This is a genomic window from Bradyrhizobium lablabi (assembly GCF_900141755.1).
GTDB lineage: Bacteria > Pseudomonadota > Alphaproteobacteria > Rhizobiales > Xanthobacteraceae > Bradyrhizobium > Bradyrhizobium lablabi_A.
On the sequence record NZ_LT670844.1, the window covers coordinates 5,346,386 to 5,361,438 of the forward strand.

The 15,053-nt window shown below is 61.3% G+C and carries 14 protein-coding genes and 1 tRNA gene; 4 read left to right on the forward strand and 11 right to left on the reverse strand.

The annotated features are described in order from the left end of the window. Positions 1-415 precede the first annotated feature (415 nt). The gene (locus B5526_RS24965) at positions 416-1,303 is read right to left on the reverse strand and encodes an N-formylglutamate amidohydrolase (RefSeq protein WP_079542505.1); all 888 of its coding nucleotides are present in this window, start codon (positions 1,301-1,303) and stop codon (positions 416-418) included. Positions 1,304-1,608: 305 nt separating this feature from the next. Here B5526_RS24965 and cpdR point away from each other — a divergent pair, with 305 nt between their 5' ends. Both cpdR and B5526_RS24975 read left to right on the forward strand, forming a co-directional pair. Then, positions 1,609-1,968 carry a cell cycle two-component system response regulator CpdR gene (gene cpdR / locus B5526_RS24970; protein WP_079542506.1) on the forward strand — a complete coding sequence of 120 codons (360 nt, stop codon included), beginning with the start codon at positions 1,609-1,611 and terminating at the stop codon, positions 1,966-1,968. Between the two features lie 95 nt (positions 1,969-2,063). After that, positions 2,064-2,138, forward strand: a tRNA-Val gene (locus tag B5526_RS24975). Positions 2,139-2,158: 20 nt separating this feature from the next. Here the strand turns inward: B5526_RS24975 and B5526_RS24980 are convergent. Together B5526_RS24980 and B5526_RS24985 are read right to left on the reverse strand one after the other, a co-directional pair. Beyond that, positions 2,159-5,335, reverse strand: a complete 3,177-nt coding sequence (locus tag B5526_RS24980; protein ID WP_079542507.1) for an efflux RND transporter permease subunit — start codon at positions 5,333-5,335, stop codon at positions 2,159-2,161. 26 nt (positions 5,336-5,361) lie between these two features. Beyond that, positions 5,362-6,621, reverse strand: coding sequence for an efflux RND transporter periplasmic adaptor subunit (locus tag B5526_RS24985; RefSeq protein WP_079542508.1), 1,260 nt, complete (start codon positions 6,619-6,621; stop codon positions 5,362-5,364). Between the two features lie 100 nt (positions 6,622-6,721). Between B5526_RS24985 and B5526_RS24990 the strand changes: the two genes are divergently transcribed. Together B5526_RS24990 and B5526_RS24995 are read left to right on the forward strand one after the other, a co-directional pair. Beyond that, a complete protein-coding gene (locus tag B5526_RS24990) occupies positions 6,722-7,393 on the forward strand; it encodes a TetR/AcrR family transcriptional regulator (protein WP_197688366.1) in 672 nt (223 codons plus the stop codon). 13 nt (positions 7,394-7,406) lie between these two features. Further along, on the forward strand, positions 7,407-7,718 hold the full coding sequence (locus B5526_RS24995) for a YdhR family protein (protein WP_079542509.1): 312 nt from the start codon (positions 7,407-7,409) through the stop codon (positions 7,716-7,718). Positions 7,719-7,751: 33 nt separating this feature from the next. Here B5526_RS24995 and B5526_RS25000 read toward each other — a convergent pair whose 3' ends face one another. The 8 genes from B5526_RS25000 to B5526_RS25035 all read right to left on the reverse strand — a co-directional run bounded on the left by B5526_RS25000 (position 7,752) and on the right by B5526_RS25035 (position 14,975). Continuing rightward, positions 7,752-8,054: a putative quinol monooxygenase gene (locus B5526_RS25000; protein WP_079542510.1), complete on the reverse strand. Its 303-nt coding sequence runs from the start codon at positions 8,052-8,054 to the stop codon at positions 7,752-7,754. 168 nt (positions 8,055-8,222) lie between these two features. Continuing rightward, on the reverse strand, positions 8,223-8,933 hold the full coding sequence (locus B5526_RS25005) for an ABC transporter ATP-binding protein (RefSeq protein ID WP_079542511.1): 711 nt from the start codon (positions 8,931-8,933) through the stop codon (positions 8,223-8,225). Then, positions 8,926-9,705 carry an ABC transporter ATP-binding protein gene (locus B5526_RS25010; protein ID WP_079542512.1) on the reverse strand — a complete coding sequence of 260 codons (780 nt, stop codon included), beginning with the start codon at positions 9,703-9,705 and terminating at the stop codon, positions 8,926-8,928. The genes B5526_RS25005 and B5526_RS25010 overlap by 8 nt, the downstream gene beginning before the upstream one ends. Next, the gene (locus tag B5526_RS25015) at positions 9,702-10,637 is read right to left on the reverse strand and encodes a branched-chain amino acid ABC transporter permease (protein ID WP_079542513.1); all 936 of its coding nucleotides are present in this window, start codon (positions 10,635-10,637) and stop codon (positions 9,702-9,704) included. The genes B5526_RS25010 and B5526_RS25015 overlap by 4 nt, the downstream gene beginning before the upstream one ends. A gap of 1 nt (position 10,638) precedes the next feature. Next, positions 10,639-11,505 carry a branched-chain amino acid ABC transporter permease gene (locus tag B5526_RS25020; RefSeq protein WP_079542514.1) on the reverse strand — a complete coding sequence of 289 codons (867 nt, stop codon included), beginning with the start codon at positions 11,503-11,505 and terminating at the stop codon, positions 10,639-10,641. A 7-nt stretch (positions 11,506-11,512) separates the two neighbouring features. Then, the gene (locus B5526_RS25025) at positions 11,513-12,682 is read right to left on the reverse strand and encodes an ABC transporter substrate-binding protein (protein ID WP_172842102.1); all 1,170 of its coding nucleotides are present in this window, start codon (positions 12,680-12,682) and stop codon (positions 11,513-11,515) included. 108 nt (positions 12,683-12,790) lie between these two features. Then, complete coding sequence (gene hydA, locus B5526_RS25030) at positions 12,791-14,248, reverse strand: dihydropyrimidinase (RefSeq protein ID WP_079545328.1); 1,458 nt, start codon at positions 14,246-14,248, stop codon at positions 12,791-12,793. 343 nt (positions 14,249-14,591) lie between these two features. Continuing rightward, the gene (locus tag B5526_RS25035) at positions 14,592-14,975 is read right to left on the reverse strand and encodes a tautomerase family protein (protein ID WP_079542516.1); all 384 of its coding nucleotides are present in this window, start codon (positions 14,973-14,975) and stop codon (positions 14,592-14,594) included. Positions 14,976-15,053: the final 78 nt, after the last annotated feature.

Below are 15,053 nucleotides of genomic sequence, written 5' to 3' on the forward strand. Positions count from 1 at the left end.
TGAGAATTTAACCATTCCAATTCGGGAATGCGGCATGCGCGGCTTGCGGCGCGTCAGCCAACTGATTGAAATAACGTAAGAAAATTGGACTTTGTGACTTTTTTGTCTTATCCCGGAACTCTGTGAGTTTTTGCACCGGAAAAAGTTCGAAAGGCCTTGCGTTTTGTGCAGCGCGGTCGCATATTGTTGCGGTGCGGTAGCGCTTTTGCGTTACCGCTGCCCTCCTTGGGCGTTTCCTCCCTAGACTTGGGCCGCTTGTTTACTCAAGCGGCCCTTTTTTCTTTGGAGATTCCCTGGAGAAATTATTCTTTCGTTGAGTGACTCGCCGTCATTCCGGGATGGTCCGAAGGACCAGACCCGGAATCTCGAGATTCCGGGTTCGCTTCGCGCCCCGGAATGACGAGCGAAATGGATTTTATTCAGCCGCCGCCTGGAATGGCCCGAGGTCGCCGAGCGGAACGGCGGCGAGCGCGTCGGCCAGCGTCGCGAAATCCGTGATCACCTGCGCGAATCTTGGGCCGCGTTCGCGCCGACGCTCATCCATGTAGATCGCGCGGTTGAGCTCAAGCTGGATTGTATGCAATCCGCTCGCGGGATTGCCGTAGTGCTCAGTAATGAAGCCGCCGGCATAGGGCTTGTTGCGCCCGACCGAGTAACCGAGCCGGCTCATGGTCTGCTCGACCTTGTCGGGCAACAGCGCCGCGCAACTGGTTCCATAGCGGTCGCCGATCACCACATCCGGCCGCCGCGGCTCGTCCCGCGATACGCCGATCGAGGGCATCGAATGGCAATCCACCACGATCACCGTGCCGAACGCCTGGTGCGCCTTGTTGATCAGCCGCCGCAGCGCGCGGTGATAGGGCTTGTAGAGCGCCTCGATCCGCGCCAGCGCGTCGTCGACCGAAAGCCGCTCGCGATAGATTTCCTGGCCGTCGCCGACCACGCGTGGGATGGTGCCGAGACCACCGGCCACCCGCATCGAGCGCGTGTTGGCAAAACTCGGCAAGCGCCCTGAAAACATCCGCGGATCGAGCTCGTAGGGCTCGCGGTTGACGTCGACATAAGAGCGCGGAAAGTTCACCCGGACGGTCGGAAAGCCGCGCGCGCTCAAGCCCGCGATCAACTCATCCATGAACGAATCTTCCGAGCGGCGCAGCGAGGTCAAATCGATGCGCGAGGCGCTCAGGAATTCGTCCGGATAGACCGAGCCGGAATGCGGGGAGTTGAAGATGATCGGCGCCCGCCACTCAGCCGGCTCCACGATCTCGAACGGAGGCGACTGTTCGCCATCAAACAGGGTCATCGTCGGGCGCCGTCCCTTGCATCCGCTGATCCGGGCAAGGTTGATTCTGCCAGAAAAACGGGGTTTTTATGAGAAGTCATTGTCGATAATCACAACCGTTCTGCCAAGCGAAAAAATATTACCCGGCCTGGAATGTATCTTGATTGCCGAAAACGCCCGAGTTCATTGCTTTGAAGCGCGTTCCGGTACAGAAATAGATAAGGCCTCAGCCGATCCTCAGCCTACGCCCTTTCACCCGAAATTTACCCTCTGTCGGGCTTAGTGAGCGGACTGATCCTCCAATCGGGATTCGACGACTAGCCGCCATGCACAAGATACTCCTCGCCGAAGACGATAACGACATGCGCCGCTTTCTGGTCAAGGCGCTGGAAAACGCCGGTTTTCAGGTGTCGCCCCATGACAATGGCCTGTCCGCCTACCAAAGGCTGCGGGAGGAGCCGTTCGAGATGCTGCTCACCGATATCGTGATGCCCGAGATGGACGGTATCGAGCTGGCGCGGCGGGCCTCGGAACTCGACCCCGACATCAAGATCATGTTCATCACCGGCTTTGCCGCCGTGGCGCTCAATTCGGATTCCGAGGCGCCGAAAAACGCCAAAGTGCTGTCCAAGCCGGTCCATCTTCGCGAATTGGTCAGCGAAGTGAACAAGATGCTGGCGGCCTGAACAGGCCGCTCAAGGCTCCAAAAGTCCCGGCCCGGCAACCTTGCCTGCCTGCTTTGGAGCCGATATACGGACCCCACCCGTAGGTCCTGGGTTTGGGGCGCGTAGCTCAGCGGGAGAGCACCTCGTTGACATCGAGGGGGTCACAGGTTCGATCCCTGTCGCGCCCACCATCCCAGCTCCTCGGCCGCGTTCAACCACTTGTCGTGATGGCCGCGTGCGCGGCTTCTACGGGCTGCTTCTGTTTGCGACCGAGCTTGCGAACCACGGTATAGAAGGCAGGCGTAAACAGCAGCCCGAACGCGGTCACGCCCAGCATGCCGGCGAACACCGTGGTTCCAAGTGACTGCCGCATCTCGGAGCCCGCGCCGGTCGCGACGACGAGCGGAGCGACGCCGAGGATAAACGCAAACGAGGTCATCAGGATTGGACGGAGCCGCGTGCGCGCGGCCGTGACGGCGGCTTCCGCTGGGGTGGCACCTTCTTCTTCCGCCTGCCGCGCAAATTCCACGATCAAAATCGCGTTCTTGGCGGCGAGACCGACCAGAACGACGAAACCGATCTGTGCCAGAACATCGACTGCCATATCGCGCATCAACAAACCTGATACCGCGGCAAGAAGGCACATTGGCACGATCATCACCACCGCAAGAGGTAATTTCCAGCTCTCATACTGGGCTGCGAGCACCAGGAAAACAAACAGGGCTGCCGCTCCGAACACCAGCAAGGCCGATGTTCCGGGTTGCTGCTGCTGGAAAGCGAGCTCCGTCCATTCGAAACCGATGCCGGGCGGCAGCACCTCGCGGGCGAGCTCTTCCATCCGCCGCAAGGCGGTGCCCGTCGCGACATCGGGCGCAGCGACGCCCATCACTTCGGCCGCGGGAAACAGGTCATATCGGGGTACGCGATAGGGCGCGTTCTCGTATTTGAGCCTGGCCACCGTGCCGACCGGCACCATTTCGCCTGAGCTGTTGCGTACCTTCAGTCGTGCGACATCCTGCGGATCCTGTCTAAAGCCGCCATCGGCCTGCGCAATCACCTGATAGGTTCTACCGAGATAGTTGAAGTCGTTGACGTATTGGGATCCCAGATACACCTGCAGGGTCGAGAAGACGTCGGTCGGAGTGAGGCCGACTTTCTCGGCTTTCTCGCGATCGATATCCGCGTAGATCGACGGCGCGCGCGTTCCGAACAGCGTGAAGACGCCTGCGAAATCCGGATCCTTATTGGCCGCGGCGACAAGCTTTTGCGCCGCTTGCGCCAACGCGTCGGAGCCGAGGCCAGCGCGATCCTGGACCATCATCTTGAAGCCGCCGGTGTTGCCGATGCCCTGCACCGGCGGCGGCGGGATGGTCAGCACATGAGCTTCCTGAATCACCGACAGGCGCTTGCGCAGGTCAGCGAGAACGGTTGCTGCCGTCAAACCTTTGATCTCGTGATTGTACAAGGACGGCAACCCGGAAAAGATGGTTCCGGCGTTCGACGCAATCGTAAAGGTGGTCGCGTCCAGCCCTGCGAACGGCGCGACGTGCTCGACCCCCGGCGTCGTCAAGATGATTTCGATCGCCTTCTTGACAACCGCTTCCGTCCGATCAAGCGATGCGCCGGGCGGTAATTGGACGACCGTGATGAGATAGCCCTGGTCTTGTTCGGGAATGAAGCCGGTAGGCGCCCGGGCAAATTGAAAGCCTGCGAGGCCAATCAACAGGGTGTACGCCAGAAGCACCACCCCGGTTACCTGCGCAAGCCGGCGCGTCAGCCGCCCATAGCTGGTCGACAGCCATTCGAATCCGAAATTGAAGCGGTCAAAGCCCGCCTTGACAAGGCGGACTATTGGTGCAGGCCGGACCTTGTGGTCAGGCCGGTGGGCCTTGAACAGCACCGCGCAGAGGGCGGGACTCAAGGTCAGCGAGACGAAGCAGGAGATCAATGTCGACGCCGAAATCGTGACCGCGAACTGGCGAAAGAACTGGCCGGAAATCCCGGACAGGAACGCCGACGGCACGAACACCGCGCAAAGCGTCAGCGCAATCGAAATCAGCGCGCCGCCGACCTCATCCATCGTGACATGCGCGGCTTTCGCGGGCGTCATCCCACGCTCAAGGTTGCGCTCGACGTTCTCGACCACGACGATCGCGTCGTCGACGACAATGCCGACCGCGAGCACCAGGCCGAACAGCGACAGATTATTCAGCGAAATTCCGAGGCCATAGAGCACGGAAAAGGTGCCGACCAGCGAGACCGGTATCGCGATCACCGGAATGATCGCGGCGCGCCAGCTCTGAAGAAACAGGAACACGACGCCGACGACCAGCAAAATGGCGACGAAGATCGTCTTGATCACCTCGTTGACCGACTTGCCGACAAATATCGTGGGATCGTAGATGATCTTGTAATTGAGGCCGGGCGGAAACTCTTTTACGAGCGTTTCCATGGTCGATAGAACTTCATGCTCTACGGCAAGCGAATTCGCCCCGGGCTGGGCGAAGATCAGCAAGGGCATGCCCGGTCCGCGATCCGTGAAGGCGGTCGACCCATAATCCGATGCGCCAATCTCGACGCGCCCGACATCGCGCAGGCGCGTGACGCGCCCCAGCGAGTCCGATTTCAGGACGATGGCCGCGAATTGTTCGGGCGTGGCCAGTCTGCCAAGCGTCTGCACGTTGAGTTGGTAGGCCTCTCGCGAGGCGACCGGTGGCTGATTGAGGACACCCGCCGAGACTTGAATATTTTGTGCCCGCAGCGCGCTAAGGACTTCGCCGGCGCTCAGATTATGGGCTGCGACTTTATCGGGATCGAGCCATATCCGCATCGCATATTCGCGGCCGCCTATGATCTGCACGTCGCCGACGCCCGGCAGGCGCGCCAGCATGTCCTTGACGTGCAAGGTCGCATAGTTCGAAATATAGAGCATGTCGCGCGAGCTATCCGGCGAATAAAGGTGAACTGCCAGCAGGATGTTGGGTGTCGACTTCCTCACCTGCACGCCGAGGCGCTGCACATCCTCGGGCAGTCGGGGCAGGGCATCCTGCACGCGGTTCTGGGTCAGCATCTGCGCGACGTTGAGGTCGGTCCCAATTCGGAACGTCACGGTTATCGTGAGCTTGCCATCCCCCGTCGCCTGGCTGCTCATGTAAAGCATGTTTTCAACGCCGTTGATTTGCTGCTCGAGCGGCGTTGCGACGGTCCTCGAAACGGTCTCCGCGGACGCGCCCGGGTAGGTCGTCGTGATCTGGACCGTCGGAGGCACGATCTCCGGATATTGCGCAACCGGCAGGATGGCGAGCGCACCAAGTCCGATCAATGTCACGAAGACACTCAGGACGGTGGCGAAAATCGGCCTGTCGATAAAGATGTGTGAGAGGCGCACGGGAGAGCTCCTGCTTTAGCCTTGGTCTAACCTTGGCCGTCGGTGGCGGCGTCATAGCGGATCGCGCCGTCCTGGGGCGCGACCTTGGTGCCCGGAATGGCTCGCACCAGACCATCGATGACGACGCGGTCGCCCGCCTCCAGGCCGGATTTGATGACGCGCAGTCCACCGCGAAGCTCGCCGATTTGCACGATCTTCGGCGTAACGGTTCCATCCCGACCAACCGTCATGACCAGGTGCTGCGACTGATCGAGCACGACTGCAGAGTCAGGTAACAGGGCGGCCTGCGTGGGCGGTGCGACCGTCACGCTCAGCCGTGCAAATTGCCCCGGCGCGAGGAAGAGATCGTGATTGGGCACTGTCGCGCGCGCGTGTATCGTTCCGCTCGAACGATCGAGGGAATTGTCGACAAAGTCGAGTGTTCCTTCGCGCGTGAGGCTGTTCTCATCGCTCAAGCCGATCAAGACCCCGTCGGCGAGCGGACCCGCGACGCGCGCGCGTTCGCGCGCAAACGTCAGATAATCGGATTCGCTCATGTCGAAGTCGAGATAGAGAGGATCGAGCGAAACCAGCGTCGCCAGCAGGGTCGTCGGACTGACCGCCGCACGGCTGCCCGCGACCAGGCTTCCGATCGAAACCTGGCGGGCGCCGATGCGTCCCGTAAAGGGAGCGGTGACGCGGCAGTATTCAAGGTCAAGCTGGGCATCGCGTATGCGCGCCTTGGCGTCTTCGACGGCGGCCTCTGAGGCGTCCTGGTCGGAGGTACGTTGATCGACCGTCTCCTGGGTCGCGAACTCGTTGCGGCGAAGCGATTGTGCGCGCGTAAGCTGGTTGCTCGCAAACGCGACACGTGCCTTCGCTGTCTGTAATTGGGCGTTTGCCTGCGCAAGCTTGATTTCATATGGGCGGGGGTCGATGACGAAAAGAAGATCGCCTTTGTGGACGATCTGGCCATCCTTGAAGTGGATTTCAGTCAGAGTACCTCCAACCTGAGCCCGCAGTTCTATTCTGTCGATCGCAGAAAACTGGCCGAGAAATCCAAGCCGGGTGTCGACCGCGCGCTGCAAGGGCTTGCTTACCGTTACGAGCGGAAGTGCCGCTGGTGGCGCGACCGCTCGAGCCTCCCTGTGATGGAAAATGCCCAGATACGTGAACGCGGCAAGGACCGCCAAGGCCACGCCTGCTGCGCCTACCCTCCAGGCCCCGGCCCGCCGTTGGTCAGGTAACCCGGCCGCGTCGCTTTCAAAGCTGGAATGATCGCTGATTTGATCGGTGATACCGTCCATGAGCCCTCGCTCCGCCGAAAGGGGGTTGATATCTGGAGGCCTTACTCCAATATCTGCCCATATAAACGCGGGGAGACGTCGGTCAAGGATTATTGGAGCGATGGCACCAAAAATAGTCGAAGGCGCCAGGCGTGGCCGCGGAAGGCCGTCGGTGTTCGACCGCGACGCCGTGCTCGATAAAGCGATGAAGCTGTTCTGGGAGCGCGGCTATCAAGGCACGTCGTTCGACGATCTGATCGCCGCCATGGGGATCAGCGCCTCGAGCTTTTACAATTCGTTCGGCAGCAAGGAGGAGCTCTATTGCGAGGCCACGCAATCCTACCTCGATTCGTCCGGTCGCTGGTTCTTCGGCATCCTCAATGACGAAGCCACCGACACCCGAACGGCTTTTTCGCGTCTGTTTGCCGCGACCGCAGAGGAGTTCACGCGCGGCGATCATCCGCCGGGCTGCATGATCTCGCTGGCGTGTACGCAGACCCCGCCGGCGCTGGAGAGCATTCGTGAAGTGATGGTTGAGCATCGCGCCTTTTCGGAAGGCACGATGGCGGAGCGCCTTCGCAAGGGGATCGCCGACGGGGACGTGCCAGAGGACACCGACGTCGACATGCTCGCTGCCTATTTCAGCGCGGTGGCGCGTGGACTAGCGGGGCAGGCGCGCGACGGCGCGTCGCGCGAGAAGCTGACGGAAATAGGCCGTCTGGCCATGCGCGCCTGGCCGGCGGGCAAGGCTAAGAGACGATCAACGCCGGTGAAATCAAAGGGAAGAGCATGAGGAAGCAGCGCCGATGATTACCGCCATCGTTCTCTATGACCTGCCGCCGTCGATCGGCCTCGAGGAATGCCGCGCGCATTTCACCAAGATCGCGCCGGATTTCCTGAAAGCAAAAGGTTTTGTCCGCAAGCAGTTCATCTGCCGGAAGGAAGGCGGCGTCGCCGGCGGCGTCTATATGTGGGAGACCCAAGCCGACGCCGAAGCGTTTTACAGCGGGCCCTGGCGCGACGGCATCCGCGCGCGCTACGGCAACGACCCGAAGATCCAGTATTTTGAAACGGTCGCGCTGACCGACAAGGCGACGGGTAAGGCCGGCGCGATCTAGGCAACCGGCTGCCCATCAAATTTGGTGTCAGACCTATTTTGGCAGCTTGTCGGTCAGGATATCGATCTTGTGGATCGTCGGCGGCTTGGCCAGCAATTCGCCCGCCTTCGCCATCAGCGCCGCGGCGACCTTGCCATTGAGATGCGCCTCGCGCCCGGCCTCGTCGTTGAACGTGTCGAAAATCGCGAACGACGATGGACCTTCCTGGATTGCAAACCAAGTGACCGTGCCGGGTTCGGCGTTGACCAGCGGCAGCGCCGATTTGAGGAAATCCGCGACTTCCTTTTCTTTACCCGGCTTGGCCTCGAGCGGAACGTACAGCGCAACCTTGGACATCGCTCACTCCTGACAATGATGATTGACCCGGACGGAGAGAATACCGTCTCATAAATCGGGTATCAGGATGAACATTGAAGGCAAATCAAAGTTCCGTTGAAACGCAGCGGCTCCGCACGCTTTCCGCAGAGATCGACGGTTTTTGGCGGACGGGTAAGAGTCTGACGCTCACCCTCCCAGATACGCCTCGCGCACGCGCGGATCGTCGGCTAGCGTGGCGGATGGTCCGGACAGCGTGATGGTTCCGGTCTCCAGCACAAAGGCGCGGGCGGCGATTTCCAGCGCCATCGCCGAATTTTGTTCCACGAGCAGCACGCCGAGCCCGGTGCGGCGGTTGAGTTCGACGATCTTGTCGAACACCTGCTCGATGACGATCGGCGCCAGCCCCAGCGACGGCTCGTCCAGCATCAACAGATTGGGGCGGCTCATCAGCGCGCGGCCGATCGCGAGCATCTGCTGCTCGCCGCCGGACAGCGACCATCCGCCCTGCTTGATGCGCTCCTTCAGTCGCGGAAACAGTTCGAACACCAGCGCCAGATCGTCCTCGACTTCGGATTTTTTGTAAGAGCGCGACGCCGTGCCGGTGAGCAGGTTCTCGCGCACGGTCAGGCCCGGAAAAATCCGTCGCCCCTCCGGGCAATGCGCGATGCCGGCGGCGACGATGGTCTCGACCGCTGTCGTGTGGATGACTTCGCCCTTCCAGAAGATTTTGCCCGAGGCCGGGCGCAGCAGGCCGGACACGGTAGCGAGCGTCGTGGTCTTGCCGGCGCCGTTGCCGCCGATCAACGCGACGATCTCGCCCATCTCGACGGTGAAGGAAATGCCCTTCAGCACTTCTATATGGCCATAGGAAACGTGCAGGTTTTCGACCTTAAGCATGGCGGTGCCGCCTGCCGAGATAGGCCTCGATCACGAGTGGATTGCGCTGGACGTCGGCGGGCGCGCCTTCGGCGATCTTCTTGCCGAAATCCAAAACCGCGACGCGGTCGCTGATGCCCATCACCAGTCGCACATTGTGCTCGACCAGAAGGATCGTGATGCCCCGGTGTTTCAGTTTTGCAATCGTATCCAGCAACGTCATGCTTTCGGTCATGTTCATGCCGGCCGCGGGTTCGTCCAACAAGAGTACGCTGGGCTTTGTGGCCAGCGCGCGGGCGATCTCCAGGAGGCGCTGTTGCGCGTAAGGTAGCTGCGCGGCACGGTCGCCGGCGCGGCGGGAAAGGCCGACGATGTCAAGCGCCTCGCGCGCCGAGCGCTCGATCTCGGCTTCATTCTGTCTTTGCAGCGCATTCGCCGTCACGATGCCGAATAGCGATGCATTGATGTTGCAGCTGGCCGCGACCTTCACGTTTTCGAGCACGCTGAGATCGGTGAAGATTCGGATGGTCTGGAAGGTGCGTGCGAGTCCGAGCCGGGTGATCCGGTGCGGCTTGAGCCGGAAGACTTCGTTCCCGTCGATACGTATCGAGCCGGAATCCGCATGCGAGGCTCCGCTCAACGCATTGAGCAGCGTGGTCTTGCCCGAACCATTGGGCCCGATGATCGCCTGCACGATGCCGCGGGGAACATCGAGGTCGATGCCATCGAGCGCCAACAGGCCGCCGAACCGCCGGGTGACGCCGCGCGCGGCGATGATTGGTGCATCGCTCATGGCGCGCGCGCCTGGCGCTGATGTATCAGGGATGCGATCGACGCGAGGCCGCCCGGCGCCAGCACGATCACCGCGATGACGCCGAGGCCGTAGAGCACGAGATACCACTGGCCGAGGAATCGCAAGGCCTCGGGCAGGATCGTCAGCGCCACCGCGCCGATGACGCAGCCGGCAATCGAGCCCATGCCGCCGACGATCAGCATCGTCATCAGCAGCACGGCCTGCGTGCCCGAAAAACTGTCGGGGCTGATGAAGCGGATCGACGACGCATAGAGACAGCCGGCAAGGCCCGCATAAACCGCGCCGATCATGAACGCCAACACCTTTATGCGCGTGGTATCGACGCCGCTCTGCTCGGCGGCGATCTCGCTGTTCTTGGTCGCGATCATGGCGCGGCCGAGCGACGAGTGCCGGATTCGCGCTGCGACCAGCACCGCCAGCGCCAGCGCGGCGACTAAAAGATAAAAATGTTCGATCGGTCCCTGCGGCGCGAGGCCGAACAGGCTGATGCCGGGGATCGCGCGCAAGCCCGAGGTGCCGCCGGTAACCGGCTCCCAATGCACGATGACGAGGCGGACGATTTCGCCGAACCCGATCGTGGTCATGGCGAGATAGTAAGTCCGCAGCCGCAAGGTCGGCACGCCGAGCGCAAGAGAGGCGATCATCACCATGATGGCGGAGAGAAATGGCGTGGCGACCCAGGGCAATCCGGCCTTGCTGGCGAGCGCGGTGGTGTAAGCGCCGAGGCCATAGAACGCGGCCTGACCAAAGTTGATCTGGCCGGTCCAGCCGGTGGCGAAATTCAGACCTAAGACGACGATTGCGTTGAGGATCGCGATATTGAGCAATTGAATGACGTAGCCGTCACGGGTTGCGAGCGGGATCGCCAGCGCGGCGGCGGCGCAGAGCGCCACTGGCATCAGACGTTTCACCTCAGACCTTCTCGCTGCTCTTCTCGCCGAACAGGCCGCGCGGCCAGGCGACGAGGACGGCGATCATGACGATGAAGGCGTAGGCGTCGCGAAAATTCGACGAGATATAGCGCGCACCAAAGGTCTCGATCAGGCCGAGGAATAACCCGCCGATCACCGCGCCCGGCAGATTGCCGAAGCCGCCGATCACGCTGACGACGAATCCCTTTAAGCCGAGGCTCCCGCCCATGGTCGGCTCGGCCAAAAATATCGGCGCCACCAGAAGCCCGGCGATGCCGGACAAAACGGCCCCAAGCGCAAACGCAACCGCGATGGTGCGGTTGACGGGAATGCCGACGAGACGCGCGGTATGCAGATCCTGAGCGGTTGCCTGCATCAGGATGCCGAACCGGGTTTTTGTCAGCATCAGGAATTGCAGCAGCAGGATCACCGCCAGCGTCGCAAAGATAAAAAGCTGATGCATCGAGATCACGATACCGGCAAAGCGCAATGGCGCGCCGTGAACCGGCGAGGGCAACGATACCGGCAGCGGTCCCCAGATGATCAGTGCGAGGTTTTCCAAAACGATCCCCATCGCGATCGTGGTCAGGATCACCAGGAACGGCGGCCGGCCGCGCAGCGGAAAGTAGACCAGCACCATGAACACGATGCCGATCAGCGCCATCGCCAGCATGGTCAGCGCCCACGCCGCCGCTACCGGCAATTCATGCGACACCGCGCCGCTGATGCCGATGAAGGCACCCAGCATCAATAATTGTCCCTGGGCGAAGTTGACGATCTGGACGGTGTTGAAGATCAGCAGCAGACCGAGCGCGACCAGAGCATAGATGCTGCCGAGCGCGAGGCCGTTGACGACGAGCTGGCCCATGAAGCGATCAGTATCCGCTCTCTTTGATCGGGCCGGTCAGTTCGGGCATCTTGCCCTTGTTGCGATAGATCCCGAGCATGTGCGCGAGGTCGCCTTGCTTGTCAGCCTGATAGTTGATCAGCATGCCCTTCCAGTCTTTGGTCGCGGCCAGTGCGTCACGGATCGCGCCCTTGTCGCAACCCACCTTCTCGATGATCGATTTCAGCATGTAGACCGTGTCGTAATACGACACCGTGAAATTATCGGCCGGCACCTTGTATTTTTCCAGCACGCGCTTTGACCAGTCGAGAATCTTGGCGTCGATCGAAGTCTGCGGGATCATGCCGCCGATCGCATAGCTGCCGTCGGCTTCAGCGGCGGAGAGGTTGTTCAGCGTGGTCTGCGCGACGAGGCTCGAATTGCCGATCGTCGTCAGCTTGATGCCGAGATCACCCATCTGCTTCATCACCAGTGTCACGTCGGCCGGGCGGCCGAACAGGATCAGACTGTCGGCGCCCTTGTCCTTGATCTCGAGCAATTGCGCGCTCATGTCCTTGTCCGACGGCGCATAGGACGTCACCGCGACCGGCGCCACGTTGAGTTTTGCAAGCGCGGCCTGAATGCCCTTGGAGGCGCCGAGCCCGTAATCGTCGGCCACCGCCATGATGCCGGGTTTTGCCATCTTGAGCGACTTCACCAGATATTCCGGAATGAGGTCGGCGAGCTGGCCGTCATGGACATGGGTGCGGAACAGCCACGGGCTGCCCTGCGCCGTGACTTTCGCATTGGTGGCGCCGACCAGGAACGGCGTTTCCGATTTGGTCACGACCTCGGTCTGCGCGAACACATGCGGGCTGATCATCGATCCGAAGATGACGAGCGGCTTGCCCTCGAGAATGCGGTTCATCGCGTTGAGCGCATCGGTGGATGACGCGCCGGTATCTTCGCTCGTCAACGAAAATTTCTTGCCGGCGATGCCGCCGCCGGCGTTGATCTCGTCGACCGCGAATTCGACGCCGTTGCGCGCCTGGGTGCCGAGCAATGCCAGATTGCCGGTGAGCGCGGTGGTCAGGCCGAGCGGGATCGGCGAGGGGCAGCTTGCGGGCTCGGCTTGCGAGGAGGGCGCGGCGAATGAAGACAGGCAGATGACGGCACCCACCATCAAGGTCTTGCCTAATATCAACGTTCTAAACGACATCCGAAACATCCCGCGTCCTCCAGGTGAATTTGCTCGCAATTTGCATGCAAATGAAGTGCCATTTGACGCTGCAATCGAGAGGATTTCGGCGCGGGAATTTTCCCGCGCTCACGGTGTTACGTCAGCCCGCCTTACCGCTTGCGGCGCGGTCTGCTGTTTCCACGTCGAATTCGCGACATGGACCGGTGAGAACGGCGGCCGCTCGACATATTTTCCATCGCCCTTCTCGGCGCGAAGCTCGCCGTCCTTCCAGGCGATTTTTCCGCGCGATAGCGTGACCGCCGGTCCGCCGGTGCAGGAGAAACCTTCAAACACATTGTAGTCGATGCGGCTCATTTGTTTTTTGGCGCTGATCGTCTTACTTGCGGACGGGTCCCACACCACGACGTCGGCGTCGGAGCCCACCGCGATCCGCCCCTTTCTCGGATAGACGTTGAGGATGCGGGCGATGTTGGAAGAGGTCACCGCGACGAATTCTTCTTTTGTCAATCGGCCGGTAGTGACGCCCGCGGTCCAGAGCAACGGCATGCGGTCTTCGAGGCCGCCGGTGCCGTTCGGGATCTTGCGGAAGTCACCGACGCCGAGCCGTTTCTGGTCGGTGGTGAATGCGCAGTGGTCGGTCGCGACCACCTGCAGCGAACCGGATTGGAGTCCTGCCCAGAGCGAGTCCTGGTGCGACTTGTCGCGGAATGGCGGCGACATCACGCGCTGGGCGGCATGGTTCCAGCTCTTGTTCTGATATTCACCCGCATCGAGCAGGAGATGCTGGATCAACGGCTCGCCATAGACGCGCTTGCCGCCGGCGCGCGCGCGTGCGATCGCCTCATGCGCCTCGCGGCAGCTGGTATGCACGACATAGAGCGGCGCGCCGGTCATGTCGGCAATCATGATGGCGCGGTTGGTGGCCTCGCCCTCGACTTCCGGCGGCCGCGAATAAGCATGGCCCTCAGGGCCGGTGACGCCGCGCCCGAGCAGCGCCTCCTGCATCCGCGCCACGACGTCGCCGTTTTCGGCGTGCACCAGCGGCATGGCGCCGAGATGGGCGCAGCGCGCGAACGAGTTGTAGAGCTCGTCGTCGTTCACCATCAGCGCGCCCTTGTAGGCCATGAAATGCTTGAAGGTGTTGATGCCGTAGGTCTTGACCACGATCTCCATTTCGTCGAACACCTGCTTCGACCACGAGGTCACCGCCATGTGGAAGCCGTAGTCGCTCGCCGCCTTTTCCGATTTGCGCCGCCAGTCCTGATACGCCGCCAGCATCGATTGTCCGGGATCGGGAAGGCAGAAATCGACCACCATGGTGGTGCCGCCGGCCAGCGCCGCCTTGGTGCCCCATTCGAAATCATCCGCTGTGACGGTCCCCATGAACGGCATTTCGAGATGGGTATGCGGATCGATGCCGCCCGGCATCACATAGCAGCCGCCGGCGTCGATCGTTTGCGCGCCTGTGGGCGCATCGATCGCGGTGCCGATCGCGACAATGGTCTCGCCGTCGATGAGGACATCGGCAGGGTGCGAATGATCATGATTCACAACCGTGCCGCCGCGGATGATGAGATTGGTCATGGCATCTCCGAGCAGGTTTCTTGCGAACATGGCATCGCGCGTCGGCGATGCCAGTTTTCCCACTCGGATTGAAGCATCGCTTCAGCTTCTCGGCAATGGCGGTGCACCCTCTCCCCTAAGAGTCTGACTGAAAATGCGGCCAACGGATTCGGTGGTTTTAGTGAAGCTCGTCATGCCCGGGCTTGTCCCGGGCATCCACGTCTTCCCTCCTTGGCAGCAAGAAGGACGTGGATGGCCGGGACAAGCCCGGCCATGACGTTAGAAAGTGCCTGAATGGGCTGGCTGCATTTTCAGTCAGACTCTAAGGGGAGGGGCATGCATTGTCAGCTTTCCAGCATAGGGATCAGGATGCGTATTGAGCGACGCCGTTGCCGAACGACCAGTTCTCTTTCTTCACCTCGACGAGGCTGATGAAGACATCCTCGGGCCGAAGCTGCAGCGCGGTTGAGAGTCCCTCGGCGATCGCCTTGTAGAGCGCCTGCTTCTGCGCAACCGAGCGTCCTTCATTGAAGAAAATCTGCACGAAGATCAGGTCGCCCGTGCGATGGATGCCGAGATAGTCCGGGTCAAAGATGAAGTTGTCGGCGGAGTGCTCGCCGATGATCTGAAAATGGTCGTTTTTGGGGACGCCGGTGCTGGCCACCATCGCCTCATAAACGATCTGGCCGGCCTTTTGCCGGTAGCTCGCGTCTTTTCCCTTTTGCAGGTCGATACGTACCAGCGGCATCGGTCGTCTCCTTTGCGTGAGAATGGCTTACGTTTCGGCGTGACGGCCGCTTTGAAAGCACTTGCATATGCAAGCATT